Source organism: Streptomyces varsoviensis (assembly GCF_000718635.1).
Lineage (GTDB): Bacteria > Actinomycetota > Actinomycetes > Streptomycetales > Streptomycetaceae > Streptomyces > Streptomyces varsoviensis.
The window spans coordinates 261,330-281,349 of record NZ_JOBF01000007.1; the positions used below are offsets into that span (position 1 = coordinate 261,330).

15 protein-coding genes are annotated in these 20,020 nt (G+C 73.6%); 9 read left to right on the forward strand and 6 right to left on the reverse strand.

The features are described from left to right. The first annotated feature begins 48 nt into the window (after window positions 1–48). The gene (locus IF55_RS13455; RefSeq protein WP_078644302.1) at window positions 49–1,926 is read left to right on the forward strand and encodes an amino acid adenylation domain-containing protein; all 1,878 of its coding nucleotides are present in this window, start codon (window positions 49–51) and stop codon (window positions 1,924–1,926) included. Continuing rightward, window positions 1,910–4,888 (forward strand): condensation domain-containing protein, encoded by a 2,979-nt coding sequence (locus IF55_RS13460; RefSeq protein ID WP_030880306.1) that lies wholly within the window; start codon window positions 1,910–1,912, stop codon window positions 4,886–4,888. Before IF55_RS13455 ends, IF55_RS13460 begins: the two co-directional genes overlap by 17 nt. Window positions 4,889–5,004: 116 nt before the next feature. On the opposite strand, the gene IF55_RS13465 is transcribed toward IF55_RS13460, so the two are convergent. Continuing rightward, complete coding sequence (locus tag IF55_RS13465; RefSeq protein WP_030880309.1) at window positions 5,005–5,844, reverse strand: NAD(P)H-binding protein; 840 nt, start codon at window positions 5,842–5,844, stop codon at window positions 5,005–5,007. Between the two features lie 115 nt (window positions 5,845–5,959). Here IF55_RS13465 and IF55_RS13470 point away from each other — a divergent pair, with 115 nt between their 5' ends. Together IF55_RS13470 and IF55_RS13475 are read left to right on the forward strand one after the other, a co-directional pair. Next, the gene (locus tag IF55_RS13470; RefSeq protein ID WP_030880312.1) at window positions 5,960–6,325 is read left to right on the forward strand and encodes a winged helix-turn-helix transcriptional regulator; all 366 of its coding nucleotides are present in this window, start codon (window positions 5,960–5,962) and stop codon (window positions 6,323–6,325) included. Between the two features lie 393 nt (window positions 6,326–6,718). Continuing rightward, window positions 6,719–7,159 (forward strand): YchJ family protein, encoded by a 441-nt coding sequence (locus IF55_RS13475; protein WP_037963899.1) that lies wholly within the window; start codon window positions 6,719–6,721, stop codon window positions 7,157–7,159. Window positions 7,160–7,174: 15 nt separating this feature from the next. Here the strand turns inward: IF55_RS13475 and IF55_RS13480 are convergent, their stop codons facing one another. The 4 genes from IF55_RS13480 to IF55_RS13495 form a co-directional block, all read right to left on the reverse strand. Beyond that, window positions 7,175–8,470 carry a cation:proton antiporter gene (locus tag IF55_RS13480; protein WP_030880318.1) on the reverse strand — a complete coding sequence of 432 codons (1,296 nt, stop codon included), beginning with the start codon at window positions 8,468–8,470 and terminating at the stop codon, window positions 7,175–7,177. A gap of 66 nt (window positions 8,471–8,536) precedes the next feature. After that, the gene (locus tag IF55_RS13485; protein WP_030880323.1) at window positions 8,537–9,994 is read right to left on the reverse strand and encodes a cytochrome P450; all 1,458 of its coding nucleotides are present in this window, start codon (window positions 9,992–9,994) and stop codon (window positions 8,537–8,539) included. A gap of 91 nt (window positions 9,995–10,085) precedes the next feature. Then, complete coding sequence (locus tag IF55_RS13490) at window positions 10,086–11,204, reverse strand: alpha-hydroxy acid oxidase (protein ID WP_048831936.1); 1,119 nt, start codon at window positions 11,202–11,204, stop codon at window positions 10,086–10,088. Continuing rightward, window positions 11,201–12,802, reverse strand: a complete 1,602-nt coding sequence (locus IF55_RS13495; RefSeq protein ID WP_030880328.1) for an NAD(P)-binding domain-containing protein — start codon at window positions 12,800–12,802, stop codon at window positions 11,201–11,203. The genes IF55_RS13490 and IF55_RS13495 overlap by 4 nt, the downstream gene beginning before the upstream one ends. 231 nt (window positions 12,803–13,033) lie before the next feature. Between IF55_RS13495 and IF55_RS13500 the strand changes: the two genes are divergently transcribed. Further along, window positions 13,034–14,581 (forward strand): class I adenylate-forming enzyme family protein, encoded by a 1,548-nt coding sequence (locus IF55_RS13500; protein WP_030880331.1) that lies wholly within the window; start codon window positions 13,034–13,036, stop codon window positions 14,579–14,581. 120 nt (window positions 14,582–14,701) lie between these two features. On the opposite strand, the gene IF55_RS13505 is transcribed toward IF55_RS13500, so the two are convergent. Beyond that, window positions 14,702–15,817, reverse strand: a complete 1,116-nt coding sequence (locus IF55_RS13505) for a hypothetical protein (protein WP_245661182.1) — start codon at window positions 15,815–15,817, stop codon at window positions 14,702–14,704. A gap of 216 nt (window positions 15,818–16,033) precedes the next feature. Here IF55_RS13505 and IF55_RS13510 point away from each other — a divergent pair, with 216 nt between their 5' ends. From IF55_RS13510 to IF55_RS13525, 4 genes are all read left to right on the forward strand, one after another. Beyond that, a complete protein-coding gene (locus IF55_RS13510) occupies window positions 16,034–16,363 on the forward strand; it encodes a DUF427 domain-containing protein (RefSeq protein WP_030880337.1) in 330 nt (109 codons plus the stop codon). Window positions 16,364–16,497: 134 nt separating this feature from the next. Further along, window positions 16,498–17,460 carry a metallophosphoesterase family protein gene (locus IF55_RS13515; RefSeq protein WP_030880339.1) on the forward strand — a complete coding sequence of 321 codons (963 nt, stop codon included), beginning with the start codon at window positions 16,498–16,500 and terminating at the stop codon, window positions 17,458–17,460. 20 nt (window positions 17,461–17,480) lie between these two features. Then, the gene (locus IF55_RS13520; RefSeq protein ID WP_030880340.1) at window positions 17,481–18,809 is read left to right on the forward strand and encodes an MFS transporter; all 1,329 of its coding nucleotides are present in this window, start codon (window positions 17,481–17,483) and stop codon (window positions 18,807–18,809) included. A 5-nt stretch (window positions 18,810–18,814) separates the two neighbouring features. Beyond that, window positions 18,815–19,921: a TolB family protein gene (locus tag IF55_RS13525; RefSeq protein WP_245661183.1), complete on the forward strand. Its 1,107-nt coding sequence runs from the start codon at window positions 18,815–18,817 to the stop codon at window positions 19,919–19,921. Window positions 19,922–20,020 lie beyond the last annotated feature (99 nt).

Sequence of the window (20,020 nt, forward strand, 5' to 3'; positions counted from 1 at the left end):
GAACGCGCTTCGGCCGTGCCCGAACAGCCGGTCGGCCTGCCCGCCCTGATGGAGCGGCACGCGGAACGCCGCCCCTCGGCGCTCGCCGTCACCGATGGCGACACCACACTGACGTACGCTCAACTCGTCTCGGGTGCGGCGCGGTTGGCCGCCTCCCTGCACGACCGAGGGGTACGCCCGGGTGACGCGGTCGCGCTGCTCACGGCGCGCTCGGCGCGTACGGTCGTCACCCAGCTCGCCATCTGGTGGGCGGGCGCGACGTGCGTGCCGCTGGACCCGGCCCACCCCCGGCCGCGTACCGCCGCGATGCTGGCGGACACCGACGCCGTGCTGACGGTCGGCGACAAGAAGCTGCTGGAGCGCGCGGGGATCGCCGACGACCGGGCGCTGGCCCTGACCGCCGACGGCGCGGAGCGCGGCGAGGGCGCGGTACGGGCCCCGCTGCCCCGGGCCCCGTACGATCCGGACGCCACGGCCTGCGTGATGTTCACATCGGGTTCGACCGGCCGGCCCAAGGGCGTCGCCCTCACCCACCGCGGCATCGCCGCTCTGGTGACCGACCCCTCGTACGTCACGGTCACCCCGCGCGACCGGGTGCTGTTCCACTCCCCCGGCACGTTCGACGCCTCCACCTTCGAGGTGTGGGTCGCGCTCGCGTGCGGCGCGGCGGTGGCCGTCAGCGCCGCCGAGCGCCCTTCCCTGGAGGAGCTGGCGCAGGATGTCGAGCGGCACGGCGCGACCGTGGCGTTCTTCACCACCGCGCTCTTCCACCAACTGGCCGCGCGCCGCTCGCGCCTCTTCGGCGTGCTGCGCACCGTGGTCGTCGGCGGCGAGGCGCTGGCGGCCCAGCCGGCCCGCGAGGTCCTGCGGGCGTTCCCGTGGCTGGAGCTGGTCAACGGCTACGGCCCGACGGAGACGACCACCTTCGCCACCGCGCACACCGTGACCGACGCGGACTGCGACGCGCCGCCGCCCATCGGCCGGCCGGTCGCGGGCGCGACCGCCCTCGTCCTGGACGACGCCGGGGAGCCCGTGCCGGAGGGGGCGCGCGGCGAGCTGTGGATCGGCGGCCCGCGGCTGGCGCGGGGCTACGTCAAGAAGCCCGAGCTGACGGCGGAGCGCTTCGTCGACCATCCGCGGCACGGGCGGCTCTACCGCACCGGGGACCTCGTCTCGCGCCGTCCGGACGGCGTCCTCGACTTCCACGGCCGGGCGGACGACCAGGTCAAGGTCCGCGGGTTCCGCATCGAGCCGGGCGAGATCGAGCACGCGCTGCGGGAGCAGCCGGAGGTGGACGCGGCGGCCGTCGCCGTGCGCCGCCCGGCGCCGGACGACGCGCGGCTGGCCGCGTTCATCGTTCCCGCGCCGGGGCCGGTGCCGAAGGGGGAGACGCTGCGGGCCCGGCTCGCGGAGCGGCTGCCCGCGCATCTGGTGCCGGACGAGTGGACGGTCGTGGAGCGGCTGCCGCTCACCGCGGCGGGGAAGGTGGACCGCCGCGCCTTGATCGAACTGCGGGACGAGGCAGCGCGGTCGGGGGACGATTCCACTGTCGAGGCGGCGGCGCTGACGCCTATTCAGGAGGCGGTGGCCGACGTCTGGGCCCAGTCCCTGGGCCGCGAGGTCAGCGGTCCCGACGCCGACTTCTTCGCGCTCGGCGGGCACTCGCTGCTCGCGCTCGCCGTGGTCGACGACCTGCGCGAGGACCTGGGGGTGGAGCTGTCCCTCACCGACTTCTTCGCCTCCCCGACCGTGGCCGGGCACGCGGCGCTCATCGAACGGGCGCTGCTCGCCGCACACGCCACTGTCGCCGAGGGCGGGGCCGGCCCCGACATCGGCGCGGCCGGGCACGGTCACGGCCACGACACCGACGCGGCCGGTTCGGGCCGCGGCACCCGCGAGGAGGACACCGATGGCAACCGGCACTGACCGCGAGCGCGCCTCCGCGACGCGCCAGGAGGAGCTGCTGCGCCTCGCCCGCGCCCGCTCGCGCGGGGCGGCGGACCGTGCGCGGCCCGCCCCCGAGGCCGCCGCGGCGGACGCCGGGCCCGCGCCGCTCTCGTACGCCCAGCGCCGCATGTGGCTGATGGACCGCCTCGGCCAGGACAGCGCGCAGTACAGCGTGCCGTTCGCCACGCGGGTGCGCGGCCCGCTCGACATCGACGCCCTCGGCGGCGCCCTCTCCGCACTCGTCGCCCGCCACGAGGTGCTGCGCACCCGCTACCGGCGGCAGGGCGACGAACCCTGGCAGGACGTCACCGACCCGGCCCCCGTGCCCGTACCCGTGGTCGATGTCGCGGACGACGGCCGGGAGCTGCTGCTCGCGGAGGCCCGCCGCCCCTTCGACCTCGCGGCCGGGCCCGTCCTGCGCGCCCTGGTCCTGCGGCACGGCCCGCGGGACCACACGGTGATGCTGACGCTCCATCACATCGCGGTGGACGGCGAGTCCCTGGACACCGTCGCCACCGAACTCGCCGCCCTCTACGCCGCCGCCCGCGACGGCGCCGCCCCCTCTCTCCCCCCAGCCCCCCAATACGCCGCCTTCGCCCGCCGCGAGCAGGCGGCCGGCGCCAGGCTGGCCTCGGGGCTGGACCACTGGACGGCACGGCTCGCGGGCGCACGCCCCGTACCGCTTCCGCGCCCGGCCGGGGGGACGCCCGCCGCTGAGGGCTCCGAGGCACAGCCAACCGCCGACCCCGCCAGACGGGAGCAGCGCGGTCGTACGCACGTGGCTCCGCTCTCGTCCGGTGTGCTGGAGGGGCTACGGGCCGTCGGGCAGCGGAACCGGGCGACGCTGTTCACGGTGGGGCTCGCCGCGGCGTTCGCGGCGCTGCACCGGGCCACGGGGGAGGAAGACCTGGTCATCGGGTGTGCGAGTACGCATCGCGAGGGGGCGGCGATGCGGGGGCTCGTGGGGCTCTGCGTCAATACGCTGCCCATTCGGGTGGACGTCTCGGGGGACCCCGGGTTCGATGTGCTGCTCGGGCGGGTGCGGGACGCGTTGCTGGAGGCGCAGGACCGGCGGGACGTGCCGTTCGACCTGATCGTCGAGCGGCTCGGCGCGGCGGCGCGCGGCCGGGACGGGGCGCCGCTGGTGGGGGTCACGGCCGATGTGGTGCGGGAGGCGACCGCCCTGCGGCTGCCCGGCACCGAGGCCGAGCCGGTCGAGGTGGAGCCGGGGTCGGCGAAGTTCGACCTGTCGTTCCTCATCGAGGACACGGACTCGCCCAAGTGTCTGCTCCAGCACGGCGTCAACGCCCTCGACGAGGCGTCGGGCGCGCAACTGCTCACCTCCTTCGCCCAGTTGCTGGAGGCCGTCGCCGACCGGCCCGGAACCGCCCTTTCCCTGCTGCCCGGCGCCCGGCTGCCCGGCGCCCGGCGGCGCGGCACTCGCCTGACGGGGGATCACGCTGACGCGCCGACGGATCAGCACCCCGCCGAGCGCTGTCTGGCGGGCCACCCTGACGTGGCCGAGGCCGCGGTCCTCGACCTCGGGGACCGCCCGCCCTTGGCGTACGCGGTGCTGCGCGCCATCGGCGGCGCGTCGCCCGTACAACTGCGCGCGTACGTACGCGCACGCCTCGACGCGCCGTCGGTGCCGGCGGCGGTGATGCTGCTCGACGCGCTGCCGCGCACCGCCGACGGCGGGGTGGCCCGCGCCCGGCTGCCGGGCGCCCCGGCGGAGCCGCCACGGAACACAGCAGAAACGGAGCAGGGGCCGCGCGCCCGCGCCGTACTCGACGCGTTCGCCGATCTGCTCGGCGGGCGGCCGCGCGAGGACGACGACTTCTTCATGCTGGGCGGCCACTCCCTGCTGGCGGTTCAGCTCGCGGAGCGGCTGCGCGGCCGGCTGAAGCTGCCGATGACGGGGCTCGACGTCATGGAGCGGCGGACCCCGCGGGCGCTCGCCGCGCTCCTGGACGGGCGGGAGGCCGAGCGCCGCGCCGCCGCGCCCGCAGCCGCGCCCGCCCCGCGCCGGGGCCGGGCCCGCGAGGGCACGGTGCTGGTGACCGGCGGCACCGGCGGCGTGGGCGCGTTCGTCCTGCGCGAACTGGCGGCGCGCGGCCGTCCCGTACGCGCCCTGGCCCGTCCCGAGTCGGCCCATCAGGTGACCGGCGACGGGGTGGAGGTCGTCGAGGGCGACCTGTCCGACCTCGACAGCCTGCGGGCCGCGGCGGAGGGCGTGTCCGGCGTCATCCACGCCGCGTGCACGTTCACCCGCCCCGAGGTGGACATCGCGGCCATGCGGACCCTGGTGGACTCCTGGCGCGCCGGGACGTTCGTCTTCGTCAGCAGCGTGGACGCGTACGGGCAGCCCACCGCCGCCGAGGTGGCCGAGGGCGGCCCGAGCGAGGGCCCGCTGAGCGCGTACGGCCAGGCGAAGCTCGACTGCGAGCGGATGCTGCTGCGGGCGGCGGGGACCGAGGGGCGCGGCGGGGCGAGTGCCGTGCGCTCCCCCATCGTCTGGGGCGCGCACCCGCGCCTCCGCGACCAACTGCGCTGGGGCGCGACGGGCACGCTGTACCAGGCGGCGCTGGCCGGGGAGCCGCTGGTGCTCCCCGAGCCGTCGCCGTCGGGTGAGCACTCCTGGTACGGGGCCCCCTGGGTGCACGCCGCGGCCCTGGCCCGCGCCCTGGCGGTGTGCGTCGACGAGCCGGTGCTCGGCGTCGCCAACGCGGTGGGCGGCCATGTGGGGTGGCCGGAGCTGGCCGCCGAACTGGCCCGGCTGCTCGGCGGCGGCAGCGAGATCCGGTACGCGCCGCCGGCCGACGCCGACAAGGATCTGCACCACCGCTGGCGCTACCGCGCCGACCGGCTGGCGGCGCCGCTGCGGGAACTGCCGGGCGAGGACTGGCGCACGGTCCTCGTGTCGATGGCCGGCCAAGGCTGAACGGGCCGCTGAACGCCGGTGATTGACGGCCCATCACCATCTGCCTGGGGGTGTGTTCCGGTCCTCGGAGACCGGAACACACCCCCAGGCCCCGAGGGCGTCAGCTCCGTCGCGTCTCAGCGGAAGGCGGCGATGTTGCGGGCGACCCAGTCGCCGAAGGAGTGCGGGGCGCGGCCGAGGACGCGTTCCACGTCCGGGCTGATGCTCAGTTCTTCCTGGGTGGGAGCGGAGATGATGTCCAGGGTGTCGTCGGCGAGTTCCGCGGGCACGGCCCGGACCATGCCGGCCTTGGCCTCGGCGCGGGTGAGTTCGTGGAACCGTACCGGCGTACCGAGCGCGGCGGCGATCGTCTCCGCCTGCTCCCGCGGCGTGATCACCTCCGGCCCGGTCAGGGTGTGGACCGCGCCGGCGTGCCGGTTCTCCAGCAGGCAGGCCGCCGCGACCTCGGCGATGTCCAGCGGGTCGACGACCGGCACCCCCGTGTCGCCGAAGGGGGCGGCGACCGTCCCTTCCGTACGGATGGACTCGGCCCACGCCAGGGCGTTGGAGGCGAAGCCGCCCGGCCGCAGGACGGCCCAGTCGAGGCCGGATGCCCGCAGCTTGTCCTCCAGGGCGCGCATCGCGATCCGCGTCGTGCCGTGCGGCCGCGTCGCCACGCCCTGCGAGGACAGCAGGACGACCTTGCCGACGCCCTGGGCCGCGGCCAGGTCGATGATGTCGCCCGGCCTCGCCTCGGGGGCGTGCAGGTCGCCGGAGAGCAGGAGGAACAGGGACTTCGCCCCGTCCAGCGCGGGCGCGAGGCCCGCGGGCTCGGCCAGGTCGGCCGTCACGTGCCGGACGCCTTCCGGTACCGCCGCGGCGTGCCGCGACACCGCTGTCACCTGCTCGCCCGCCTTGAACAGGGCCTGCGTCAGCGGCCGGCCGATGTTCCCGGTAGCCCCGGTCACCACGATCATGTTCAGCTCCTCGTCGTCGTGCACTGCGTCATGCGCCGCGTTGCGCACCGCGGGAACCGACGCTAGAAGAGGGGCTTACTTTCCGTAAGAACATACCCAGAGGTAAGCTCCAGGCATGAAGGAAGGCGCGCAGCGTACGCACACCGCGACCACCCCCCGGTATGACGTGTTTCACACCGACTGCCCGGCGCGCGACGTGATCGACCACGTGACCAGCAGGTGGGGCGTCTGGGTGCTGATCTCCCTGCGCGACACCGACCTTCGGTTCTACGAGCTGCGCGACAGCATCCGCGGCGTCAGCGAGAAGATGCTCACCCAGACCCTGCGGGCGCTGGTCCAGGACGGCCTGGTCCGGCGGGAGGTCGAGCCGACGACGCCGCCTCAGGTCACGTACGGGCTCACCGAGTTCGGCCGGGAGATCGGCGAGCCGCTGACGGACCTGTTCGACCGGGTCACCCAGCGGCTGTCCACCGCGCCGTAGCCCCCGCCTCCCTGGCCCACCCCTACGTCCCCGCCCGGGGCCCCGCCCACTGAGGTGGCATCAGCCGGCGAGCCCCTACCGCCGCCCCGCGGACCCGTACCGCTCAGCGGACTCACGCGGCTCAGCGGACTCACGCGGCCCGGCGAGCCCGTATCGCCCTGCGCGCCCGAAGCGCGGCGCGACGGTCGGAGGGCGGCGGTCGGCCAGGCGACGGCGACCGCGGAGAACGCCCAACCGTCCTTCCAGGCCATGCCCGCGCCCTCCGGCCACGCCACGCCGGCCACGCCCATCAGGACGCAGGCGCCCAGCAGGACCAGGCCGAGCCGCAGAGAAGGGCGGGCGGGAGACGCCCCCGGGCCGTCGCCCGGCCGCGCGGCCCGTCACAATCGAGGGGTGTCCAAGAACAGCTCGCGCCGGCCACCGGCGATCGGCCCCGGTTCCCCGTGCCCCTGCGGCCTCGACTCCCCCTACGGCGACTGCTGCGGCGCCCTGCACGGCGGGCGGCGCGAGGCTGCCACGGCGGAGCGGCTGATGCGGTCCCGGTACACCGCGTTCGTCGTCCGCGACGCCGCCTACCTCCTGCGGAGCTGGCACCCCTCCACCCGGCCGACCGGGCTGGACTTCGATCCGGACCAGCGGTGGACCCGGCTCGACGTCCTGGCGACGACGGGCGGCAGCGCGTTCCACACCGAGGGCACCGTCGAATTCCGGGCCCACTTCACCGTGCGGGGGCGCGCGGACGCCCAGCACGAGGACAGCCGCTTCGTACGGGACGAGGGGCGCTGGGTCTACCTGGGGCCCGTACCGCCGCCGGGCGCGCGGGCCGGCTTCTGACGCACCCCCCGTGGTCTACCTCGGCCCCGCCCCCTCCCCCGTCGCGGTGAGCGGCCGCGGGTCCGGGGGGCCGGGGGCGCGGTCGGCGCGCCGCGCGTCGAGCCGGTCCCACAGGCTCAGCAGCGGGGTGGCCATCACCGTCGTCACCAGGGCGACGACGACCAGCACGGCGAACATCGAGGGCGTCACGATGCCCGCCGCGAGCCCGATGTTGATCGCGATGAGCTGCATCAGGCCCCGCGCGTTCATCAGGGTGCCGACGCGCAGCGCGACCCCGGGCGGCTCACCCACCGCTCGGGCCGCCAGCCAGCAGGCGCCGAGTTTGCCGACGATGGACACGGCGACGCAGCCGGCGGCGAAGAGCAGCAGGGACGGCTGCGCCAGCAGGGCGAAGTCGGTGTTCAGGCCGGAGTAGGTGAAGAAGAGGGGCAGGAAGACGATGCGGCTGATCGGCGCGACGGCTTCCACGGTCCGGTCCACCGACGCCGACCGGGGGAAGACGACGCCGAGGCTGAACGCGCCGAAGACGGCGTAGAGCCCGATCCGGTCGGTGTACCAGGCGGCGATGAACAGCACGATCACGGTGATCAGCAGCAGGTCGTCGTCCGAGCGCCGGTCGGCGAGCGCCGTCATCCGGCCGCCCTTGCGGACCAGTACGGCGAGCACGGCGACCAGGCCGACGCCGCCGCCGACGGCGATGGCGAAGGGGCCCGCGCCGTCGCCCGCCATGCCCAGCACGGCGGCGAGCAGCACCCAGGCCACCACGTCGTCCAGCGCGCCGCTGGCCAGGGACAGGGACCCGAACCGGGTGCCGACCAGCCCGCGCTCGGTGATGATGCGGGCCAGCATCGGGAACGCGGTGATGGCGATGGTGACCCCGACGAACAGGGCGGACACGCCGACGGGGATGTCCGCCGGATAGACGTCGACGGCGTCGTGGGTGGCGAAGGTCAGCGCCATGCCGAGGGCCAGCGGCACGAGGATGCCCGCCGTCGAGACCGCCGCGGCCGGGCGCGCCACGGCCCGTATCCGGTCCGTGCGGAACTCGTACCCGGTCTGGAACATGAAGATCACCAGGCCGATCTGGCCGGCGACGAACAGGACGGGCCGCAGTTCCTGCGGGAAGAGCGTCTCCTCCACGCCGGGTGCCAGCAGCCCGAGGACGGAGGGGCCGAGGACGACCCCGGCGACCATCTCGCCCACGACGGGCGGCTGTCCGAGCGCGCGCAGGGCGCGGGCGACGACGCGGCAGGTGACCAGGATGACGACGGTGGCCAGGAAGAAGACGGGGCCTAGTTCGGTGGTGGACATCGCTGTGCGCCCTTCGGCTCAGGGGAGCGGGAAACCGGAAAGACGGTCGTGCGGGGCGCGCGCCGGTCAGCTCGCGTGCCCGCCATACGGGCAGGAGGACGGGGGCCCTTCCGCGACGGGACCGGCCGCCGGGGCGGTGGCCAGTGGGCGCCCCTCGGTGTCGTGGGCGGCGAAGTACCGTTCCGCCGGGCGGAGTCGGCGGGCGTCGAGGACCATCCAGGCGCCGAGGACGAGCTGGGCCCAGCCGCGCCCCACGTCCTCCCACCGGTCGCGCAGGCGCAGGAAGGTCCGTACGGCCGTCAGCCGGCCGCGCGGCAGCGGCCGGCCGCGGCGGACCAGCAGGCAGGGGGCGCGGTGCGGGATGGAGCGGGTGTGCGAGACGGGCGAGTCGAGCGTGAAGCGCTCCAGCACCTCGCGGGTCGCGGCGCGCATCGCCAAGGGGGCGAGCCGCCAGGCGGGGCAGGGGCGGTTGGCGGCGACGCCGAAGGGGATGTGGTGCGCCTCCCGGGCCGTCAGCCGGTCCCAGCGGGCGGGGTCGAACACCTCCGGGTCGGTGTATCCGGTGGCGTGGTACTCGGGGTAGTTGAAGCAGAGCACCGATCCGGCGGGGAGCACCGCGCCCCCGCCGAGGGGGATGTCGTCGGTGCTGATGCGGTGGGCGACGCCGAACAGCGGGTAGAGCCGCAGGGTCTCGTTGAGGACGTTGGAGAAGTAGCGCTCGTCGGTCGGGTCCGCGGCCAGGGCGTCCTGGGTGGCGGGGTGCTGGGCGAGTACGAGCAGCAGGTGCGCCATGGCCTCGGACATCTGCACCACGGCCGTGTTGAAGTACGTGCCCTGGAGGTAGTAGGCCTGTTCGGCCGGGGTCAGGCTCGCGGGCAGCCGGTGCGGCACCTCGCCGGCGGCGATCCGGCGGCGCAGATAGCGGGTGAGCCGGTCGCGGCGGCGCAGATGGCGCGGGCGGACGCATTTGAGGGAGTTCACGACGTCCTCGGCGTTGGCGACGATGAGCGCCCGGGCGTGCGCGGGGCACGGTTCGCGGAAGACGAGTCCGTAGAAGAACTCCGCCCATACGGGCATCATGAGGTCGCGCAGCCGTACGAGGGCGGCGGGGCCGGTGACGGCCTGGTCGAGGACGCGGGCGGCGCTGCGCGCGGCGGCGTCCGCCAGGTCCTGGCTGGGGCCGGCGAGGATGGTGAGGGTGGTGCGGGCGACCTCGTCGTAGCGGGGGCCGTTCTCCAGGTGTTCCTGGTGGACTTCGGCGCCGGGGGCGAGCCAGTACCAGAAGAGGTCGGAGAGGGCGGCGCCCCGGCTGCGGCCGCCGGCCGCGGGGTGCGAGTAGATCTCCTGGAACCGGTCGGCGCCGACGGTGGCGTTGGGGAAGGCGATGCCCTCCTCCCCGTTGACCTTGGCGAAGAGCCTCATCCGGGCGGAGACGACGAGGCCGGGGAGCCAGTAGGGCGTGGTGAGGGCGAGAGCGGCGGTGAACGCGCCGGCGGCCGCGCGTCGGCGACGGCGGATCGTCATGTACTCGCTCCTGTCTCGTCGTCGCTCGTGTCCGCGGGGCACTGACAGCTCGTCATATCGCTGCCCCTGCCCGCAGGACGCTGACAGCTCGTCACGTCGCTGCCCCCCTCTCCGGGCCGCCGAGGCCCGGCTGGTCGTCGAACCGGCCGCGGGTGACGACGAGGTCGGGGGTGAGGTCGGCGGGCCGGCTGCCACCGCAGAGCGCGAGTACGTGGTCGAACTCGGCGCGCAGCAGCTCCAGTACGTGCGTGACGCCGCGTTCGCCGTCGGCCGCGAGGCCCCACAGCGCGGGGCGGCCGATGCCGACGGCGGTGGCGCCGAGGGCCAGGGCGATCGCCGCGTCGGAGCCCCTGCGGACGCCGCCGTCCAGGAGTACGGGCACGCGTCCGGCGACCGCGGCCACGATGCGGGGCAGCGCTTCGACGGCGGCGGGGGCGGCGTCGAGCTGGCGGCCGCCGTGGTTGGAGACGAGCAGCGCGTCGATGCCCTCGGCGACGGCGATGCGGGCGTCCGCGGGGTGGAGTACGCCCTTGAGGACGACGGGCAGCGTGGTGTGGGCGCGCAGTCGGCGCAGGTCGTCCCAGGAGAGCGCGGGCGACATGGCGATGTCGCGGGGGCGGTCGCCGTCGGCGCCGGGGAGGTGGCGCATGTTCTCGGTGGCGAGGCCGGGCGGCAGGTCGTCGAAGCCGTTGCGGGCGTCGCGTTCGCGGCGGCCGAAGACCGGCGAGTCGGCGGTGATGACGAGGGCGGTGCAGCCCGCCTGTTCGGCCCGGTCGACGAGGGCGCGGGTGATGTCGGGTTCGGGCTGGAGGTAGAGCTGGAACCATACGGGCGCGTCGGCGCGTACGGCGCGGGCGGCGGCGGTGACCTCGGCGACCGGCACGGTCGAGGCCATGGAGGCGATCAGGACGGTGCCGGCCGCCGCCGTGGCGCGGGCGGTGGCGCGTTCGCCCTCGGGGTGGGCGAGGCGGTGGAAGGCGGTGGGCGAGACGAGGACGGGCATGGTGAGCCGGTCGCCGAGGAGGGCCAGGGTCAGGTCCCGGTGGGCTGCCCCGCGCAGCACGCGGGGCAGCAGCGCGAGGCGGTGGAAGGCGCGTTCGTTCTCCCGCGCGGCGCGTTCGTCGGCGGCGCCTCCGGCGAAGAAGTCGTCATGGGCGGGGGCGAGCCGTTTTCGCGCCTGTTCGCGCAGGTCCGCCAGGGTGGGGATCACGGCCGGCGGGCCTGGAGCCGGCCGTCGAGTCGGGTGCGCAGGAAGGAGAGCAGCGGGGCGCGGTGCACGTCCTCGCTGTTCCACTCGTTCTCCAGGTTCTCGGTGAGGTGGTGTTCGCCGATGGGCTCGCCGTCGCCGCCGGCCCGGTGGTAGCGGACGACGGGGTGCAGGTAGCGGCCGTCGAGTCCGCTGGTGGACTGCTGGGAGACGCGGCCCGCGGTGATGTCGAACGGGTTGACCAGGTCGTGGTCGGCGCCGTATTCGAGGGTGATGGCGGCGTAGCTGTCGACGTCGCCGAAGCGGCCGTCGGCGACGGCCCGGTGGAGGTGGTCGACGGGGACTTCCTCGCAGTAGCGCAGCGTGCCGTCCGGGCCGACGAGGACGGCGTCGGCGAGGAATCCGAAGAGCTGGAAGAGCGCGGAGCTGCGGTTGACGCGCTCGATCACGGCGTCGGTGGCCGCCTCGGGCGTGCCGGGGAGGTCGCGGGTGGGCCAGTGGCGGCCGTGATAGCGCTGTTCGAGGATGCGGTGCAGGGCCCGGACGTTGTACCGGAAGCCGTGAATGAATCCGCTGGTGGTTTTCTTGAAGTCCCGGGACTGCGTGATGGTTCCAGCGAAGTACAGGTCGGGCACCTTCGTCGATTCCCAGGCGTCGTTGAGCGCCGGGAATCTGTCGTTGATGACCATTTCCGGTCGGCATTCCGGGGCGAGCAGCGAGGCGTCGAAGCGGAATCCGGTGGCCAGGATCACCCGGTCGTAATGTATCTCCTTGACGATTTCGTTCACCCGGTCGAAGGCGACCGCCACGGTATAGGAGGAGTCGGCGTGCCGCTCTATGCGCTGAATGCGGCCGTCCAGCAGCGCGTTTTCCAATTTGAGCTGGTACGTGTCCAGGAAGTTGTTGTTGACGGCGCGGAGGTGGCCGACGAAGTGGGTCTGCCAGGCGAGTTTCAGCGAGCCGGGTCCCGCGACGTGGATGACCGCGGCCTTCTCCGTGAGGTGGTCGGCGGTCTCGAAGGCGGAGTTGCCGCGGCCGATGATCAGGACGCGGGAGCCGGTGAAGTCGGCGGCGTCCATGGTGACCTCGTCGTAGCGCTCCGCCGTCTCCACGCCCTCGATGTCGGGCACGTACGGGCGGGTGAAGCCGGTGGCCATGATGAGCCGCTTCGCGCGGTAGGCGCTGCCGTCCTCGGCGCGGGCGACGAAGTCGTCGTCGGGGCGGGTGATCTCGGTGACGCGGGTGCCGTAGCGGATGCGCAGCCGGTGCTCGGCGGCGTAGTCGGCGAGGTAGCGGACATAGTCGTCGGCGGCCGGGAAATAGCGTTCGGTGTAGGTGGTGAAGAGGGGGGCGCGCTCGTCACTGAGGAGCGAGTTCCAGTCGGTGCGCATCCTGCGCTCGGGGTCGTCCGAGGTGGTGTGCACCTTGTTGATGGATATGAGGGTGCGGTGTCGCGGGAAGCGTGTGAAGAACGTACCCGGGGCGGTTCCGGATTCCACGATGAGGTAGCTTCGCCCCGCTCGTCCCAGGAAATATCCCGCCTGTAATCCGGCGGGTCCGCCACCGACAATGAGGTAGTCGACCGATTCTTCAGTGGTCATTGTTTTCTCCTGTTCGGCGGGGAGAGTGGAACGACAGTACTTGATAGTTAAAGAACGACACCAGACCGCGTTTTTGTGACCTACATCACACCAACTTCCGATGGCTGCGAAGTCCGTTGGCGATAACTTGTGAGCGGCCCTCCGGCCCATTGCGCCGCCCCGATCCCACCGCATCGGGCCGGTGGGATCACGGCGCATTCCAGCCATTCGCACCCCGGAGCGGAAACAAAAGTGGATCATTCGGCAGAATCCCCTTTCCCGCAGCCCCTCATCGACGCCTTCCGAGCCCGGCCGGACGTCCCGGCCTTCGAATACCGCTCGCGTCCGGTCCCCCGCGCCGAGGTCCTGGAGCTGATCGGCCGGTGCGCGCACGGGCTGCGCGCGGCCGGGCTGGGCCCCGGCCGGCCCCTCACGCTCGCGACCGCCGTCACCCCCGAGGCGTTCGCCCTGCGCATCGCGGCCCACCTGCTGGGCTGCCGGGTGACCGGCCTGCCACCGGGGCTGACGCCCCATCAACTCAGCCGGGTGCTGACCGACGAAACCGGCACGATCGTCACCGACGAGAGCACGGGCGGCCTCCAACTCCCCCCGTCCGCAAAGGAGACGACCCATATTCGCCTGGAATCCGACCTGCTGGTCCCGAGTGCCGAAGCCGCCACCCCCGGCCAACTCACCGCACAGGGCCGCCCCGACGACATCGCGCTGATCAACCTCACCAGCGGCAGCACCGGCCGGCCGAAGGGATGCGCGCAGACCTATCGGAGCCTCACCCGCAACTGGGCCTGGCAGCCCGCCCGTTGGACCGCGCGCACCGCCGAACTGGCTGCGGGCTACGCGCGCTACCTCCTCTTCGGCACCCTCACCAGCGCCGTGATCTTCGAGCACCTGGGGCTGAGCCTGCTCGGCGGTGGCACCGCCGTCATCCCCGCTCCCCCGCTGGAGTTCCCCCAGGTCTTCGAGCGGCACCGGATCACCGCCTGCCTGCTGACCGTCCCCCGGCTGCACCACGTCCTCGACACCCTGCGCACCGAACACGTCGACACCAGCAGCCTGCGCGCCCTGCTCGTGGCGGGCTCCCCGCTGGCCCCGCACCGGCTCGCCGCGGCCGTCGAGCGGCTGGGTCCCGCGGTCCACCACGCGTACGGGCAGACCGAGACCGGCATGCTCACCCTCCTCACCCCCGGCGAACTGGCCCGCCTGCCGCGCGAGGAGGCCCTGGCGCGGACGACCGTCGGCCGCCCCCTGGACACCGTCGAACTCAGCGTCCGCGACCCCGAGGGCCGGCCGCTGCCCACCGGGGCGACCGGCGAGATCTGGGCCCGCACCGACAGCGCCATGGCCGGCTACTGGCAGGACGAGGAGCAGACCCGCGAGGTGCTGCGCGACGGCTGGGTACGCACCCGCGACCTCGGACACCTGGGCGACGACGGCCTGCTGCGGCTGACCGGGCGCATCCGGGACGTCATCATCGTCAACGCCGTGCTCCACTACGCCGGTGCCATCGAGCAGTGCCTGGCCGGCCACCCCGACGTGGACCAGGCGTACGTGGCCGGCGCGCCCGACGAGCGTACGGGCGAGGCCGCGCACGCCTTCGTCGTCCCCGTCGCGGGCCGCGCCCCGGACCTCGCCGCCCTCCGCGCCCGCGTCGCGGCCGAACTGGGCGAGGCGAGCGTCCCGGCGACGCTCACCGTGATCCGGGAGGCCCCCACCACCCCGGGCGGCAAACCGGACAAGCGAGCCCTGCTCGCCTCCTTCCTCACCGGTGAGGGCGAGCACTGACCGAGCGTTTCATCCGGTGTGTGGCGTCGGGTCCTTGCTCGGGCTCCGCGCCAGTCGGGGGGCCTCGTCGGTGAGGCGGCGGTGGTGCATGGCTCAGCCGGTGCCGCTGTGTCCGGGAGGTCAGTCCACAGGCGGCCAGGGGCCGGCGAGCAGCCGTTGGGCCTCGGCGACGATCGCCTGCTCGCGTTCGGCCGTTTGTGAGCTGTTGTACGCGTCGACCGTGTCGACCAGCGGCTGGAGCGACGGAGGCTGAGCCAGTGCGTCCCACCCCTCGTATGTGATCACGTCACCGCCGGCTCCGGGGGCCAGGTTTTTCTTCACGATCAGTTGGAGCCACCAGCGCACGAGTTCCCAGCGTGCCGCCTCCCAGGGGAGGCCGGTGTCATCCTTGGGCAGGCTTTCGGGCAGGCCGAGTTCGGTCAGTACCTGGTCGAAGAGCGCGTCGGCGCTGTCGTGCTCGGCGCGCACGAGCCCGGCGAGCAGGGGAAGCGACTCCGTGTCGACGTCGAGGACCAGTGCCGTGAGCCCTGCCTCGATCAGTTGGTGCGGGAAGTGCCGGCGGCCGATGAGGCGCTCCAGTGCCAGCATCCGCAGGTACTCGACCGCCTCCTGTGCGCTGACGGCGCAGGGGCTGTGCGGAGTGGGTGCGGTGACATCGGTTCCGGGGCTGCCGTTGACGAAGTACGACCAGAAACCGACAGTGGCGTGGGCGAGGAGAGAGCTCGCCCGGCCGGTGAATTCGTGCCGTATGTAGTCGGTGAGGTCGTTCCCGTAGATGCTGATGTCGGTCTGGTGGACGGACAGGACCGGGTGGCCGCATTCGCCCGCGGCGCCGGGCAGGTAGCGGTGGGCGTAGACGGGGATCAGTCGCGGTACGGTCGCCAGTTCGGACCGCGCGACGCGCAGCGCGTCGGACGGCTTCGCGGGTCTCGGGCGCCAGTCGGGATGCCAGAAGTGGTTGTACTCGACATCGAAGAGCACGCCCTCGACCGGTTGAGCGAGTTGCCCGGCGAGGTCTTCGGGGTCGCCGTGGCGCCAGTCGGGCCACTCCCGTGACCCGTGCGGGAGTCCGGCGGCGAGGAAGATCCGGTGGTCCGCCGAGAACGTGAAGCCGAACCGCGCCTCGATGGCGTCGAGTTCCCGCTCGCCGAGTCCCGGCCCGATCTCGGCTGGGAGCATGCGCTGAAGGTCCCGGGCGGCGTCCAGGGTCAGGGGCGGGGGCGACGGCTTGGTCATCCGGACAGCCTAGCGACCGGTCCGGCCCCGGAAACCGCGAGCCGCCCGGCCTCAGGCCGGCCGCTGCCGAGCAGGGAGATCCGTCGCCTGCCGTCTTCGACCGTGGAGGGCTGGGGCGCGGGGACCGCGCCCGGCGCGCGGCGGGGCTGCGAGACTTGCCGGCAGACGACCGCTGGCTCGCCCCCGCGCGGGCGGCCCCGAACGGAAGGCACGGGCATGGCACCCCAGGGACACCACATCGAGATCGAGCAGGGCGACGAGCGCGTACGGGTCGTGCACGAGGGCCAGGTGCTCGCCGACAGCAGCCGGCCGCTCCTGCTGCACGAGACCGGGCTGCCGGTGCGCTACTACCTGCCGCCGGAGGACGTACGCACCGAGCTGCTGACGCCGTCCGAGACCCACACGTACTGCCCGTTCAAGGGCACCGCCTCCTACTGGTCGCTCGACGGCGGGCCGCGGGATCTGGTGTGGGCCTACCCGGAGCCGAAGGACGGCGTGGCCCGGATCAAGGACCACTACTGCTTCTACGAGGTCGAGTTGGGCTAGGAGGGACGCGCCGGGGGCGCGGCGGTCGGGGTAGGAAAGTTTCCTAACAATAGTTCGTCCAGAGTTCTTGACGCGTACATGTGGTGTCGTCACTATTCCTCGCATCGGCTCGCCCGCCTACCGAGGAGACGGACATGACGCCCACCCCCCACGCCAGGAAACCGCTCGTCAGAAACGCCCGGATCACCGTCCCCGTGGCCGCGGGAGCCGCCCTCGCGCTGATCGGCGGCGCGCTGCTGTGGTCGCCGGGCGGCCGGGCGGACGCCGCGACCGGCCGCGCCGCCGGGGCGAAGGCCGCCGGCTTCACGGCCGTGGCCGCGGGCGACATCGCCGAGCAGTGCACCGCGAGCAGCAGTAGCTGCGTGCACCCCAAGACCGCCGCGCTGGTCAAGAAGATCAACCCGGCGTTCGTCATGACCATGGGCGACAACCAGTACGACGACGCCCGGCTCAAGGACTTCCAGAAGTACTACGACAAGACCTGGGGCGCGTTCAAGGACAAGACCCATCCGATCGCGGGCAACCACGAGACGTACGACCCGGACGGCGCGCTCAAGGGCTACAAGTCCTACTTCGGCTCCATCGCCTACCCCAAGGGCAAGCCCTACTACAGCTTCGACCACCAGAACTGGCACTTCATCGCGCTGGACTCCAACAGCCTCGACAAGTCCGAGCAGATCAACTGGCTCAAGGCGGACCTCGCCGCCAACTCCAAGAAGTGCGTGGCCGCCTACTGGCACCACCCGCTCTACTCTTCCGGCGAGCACGGCAACGACCCGGTCAGCAGGCCCGTCTGGAAGATGCTCCTCGACGCCAAGGCCGAGCTGGTGCTCAACGGCCACGACCACCACTACGAGCGGTTCGCGCCGCAGAACGCGGACGGCAAGGCCGACCCGAACGGCCTGGTCGAGCTGGTCGGCGGGATGGGCGGCGCCAACCCGTACAAGATCGAGGAAGTCCAGCCGAACAGCGAGAAGCGGCTCACCAAGACGTTCGGCGTGGTGAAGCTGAACTTCACGGACGACGGCTACTCCTGGGAACTCATCGGCACGGACGGCAAGACCAAGGACACCAGCCCGTCCTACACCTGCCGCTGAGCGGGCCCCGGACGCCCCTGATGTACCTCGCGACCACGGGCGCGGCCGAGGCGACACGCAAGGTGTCGCGCGGCCGCGTCGCCGGCCCCGTCCTCGCCCTCGGCTCGGTCAGCCTCGTCACCGACATCTCCTCCGAGATGGTCACGGCCGTGCTGCCGCTCTACTTCGTCCTCCATCTCGGCCTCTCCCCGCTCCAGTTCGGCTTCCTCGACGGCCTCTACAACGGGGCCACCGCGCTCGTACGGCTCGTCGGCGGGCACGCCGCCGACCGCGGCAACCGGCACAAGCTCGTCGCCGGCACCGGCTACGCCCTCTCCGCACTGTCCCGCCTCGGGCTGCTGCTCGCGGGCGGCGGCACGCTGGGCATCGGCGCGGCGCTCGCCGCCGACCGGATCGGCAAGGGCGTACGGACCGCGCCGCGCGACGCGATCATCTCGCTCAGCAGCCCGCCCGACGCGCTGGGCCGGGCCTTCGGCGTGCACCGCGCCATGGACACCACGGGCGCGCTGCTCGGCCCGCTCGCCGCGTTCGCCCTGCTGTGGGCGACCGCCGACGCGTACGACGCCGTCTTCGTCGTCAGCTTCTGCGTCGGGCTGCTGGGCGTGCTGATGCTGGTCGCCTTCGTGCCGGGCCGCGAGGCGCTGCCGACGCGGCGGTACGCGCCGACGCCCGCCCCAGCCGTTCCGGACGCCGCCCCAACCGCCCCGGAGTCCGGCTCAACCGCCCCGGAGCCCGGCCCAACCATCCCGGAGCCCGGTCCCGCCCGCCCCAAGATCCTCGATCCGTTCCGCGACCCCGCCTTCCGCCGCATCCTGGGCGCGGCGGCGCTGCTCGGCGCGGCCACCATCGGGGACGCGTTCGTCTATCTGCTGCTCCAGAGGCAACTTGACTTCGCGGTGCGCTGGTTCCCGCTGCTGCCGCTGGGGGCCGCCGCCGTCTACCTCTCGCTCGCCGTGCCCGCCGGACGGCTCGGGGACCGCGTCGGCCGCCGGGTGCCCTTCCTGTGCGGGCACGCGGCGCTGCTCGGCGCGTATCTGCTGCTACTCACGACCGGTGCCGGGGCGTTGCTGCTGGTCGGCGTCCTGCTGTTGATCGGGGTGTTCTACGCGGCGACCGACGGGGTGCTGATGGCGCTGGCCGGGCCGGTGCTGCCGGCCGCCGGGCGCGCGAGCGGCATGGCCCTGTTGCAGACGGGCCAGGCGCTGGCCCGGCTGCTCGCCGCCGCCGGGTTCGGCGCGGCCTGGACGCTGTGGGGCGTACGGCCCGCGCTCATCACCGCCGTACTGGCGCTGGCCGCCGCGCTGGCCTGCTCGGCCGTTCTGCTCCGCCGCCTCGAAAGGAGGGTGTGACGCCCATGCCCGCACCACCGCCCTTGAGCAGCGACGAGACCGGTGTGACCGAAGTGCCGGACGTGACGCCCGTCGTCCCTGACCGGCGCGGCCGGGACGGCGCCCGTACCCCGTTCGCGGCGGCGTCGACGCGCGCCAAAGTGATCGCCGTCGCGGCGGCGGCCGTCGTGCTCGCCACCGTCGCCGCCGTCTACACGGTCGGCGCCGCGCACCGGGCCGAACCGGAGGAGACCGCCTCCGCGTTCGGCCTCGACGCCGGGAACCTCTACTTCCGCAGCACGGCCGCGGGCCACGGCCGCGTCGCCCGGCTGCCCGCCGCGCCGGGGGTGGCCGCGGCGGACCGCACCACCGGCGGCCCCGCGTGCGAGCGCTTCTACGCGGCGGGCGGCACCGGCCTGTGCCTCACCCGCCGCCCCGGCATCCCGCCGACCTCGTACGCCGTGGTGCTGGACGGGCGGCTGCGCGAGAAGCGGCGGATCGCGCTGACCGGCATCCCCAACCGGGCGCGGGTCTCGGCGTCGGGCCGGATGCTGTCGTGGACGATGTTCGCGACCGGCGACTCGTACGCCACCTCGTCCTTCTCGACCCGCACCTCGATCCTGGACACGCGCACCGGCTACCTCATCAAGAACATGGAGGAGATCCAGCTCACCCTCGGCGGCCGCCGCTACCACTCCCCCGACGTCAACTACTGGGGCGTTTCCTTCGCCCGCGACGACAACCGCTTCTACGCCACGGTCTCCACGAAGGGCCACACCTACCTCGTCGAAGGGGACATGAAGACGTGGAAGGCGCGCGCCCTGCGCGAGAACGTGGAGTGCCCCTCCCTCTCCCCCGACAACACCCGGCTGGTGTTCAAGAAGCGGGTGCGGTCCGGGGCGACTGACCCTTGGCGGCTGTACGTACTCGACCTGCGCACCATGCGGGAGGCGCCGCTCGCCGAGGGGCGCAGCGTCGACGATCAGGCGGCGTGGCTGGACGACCGCACCGTCGCGTACGCCCTGCCGGGCCGCGCCAAGGGCACGAGCGACATCTGGGCCGTACCGGCGGACGGCTCGGGCGCTCCGGCGCTGCGCGTGCCGGGCGGCTCGTCGCCAGCGATGGTCCGTTGACATCCGGAGCCGTCCGGGACCGTCCGGGACCGTCCGGGGCCGCCCCGGACACGTAACGGGCCGACCGCTCAAGGCGGTCGGCCCGTTCCGTTCGCGGTC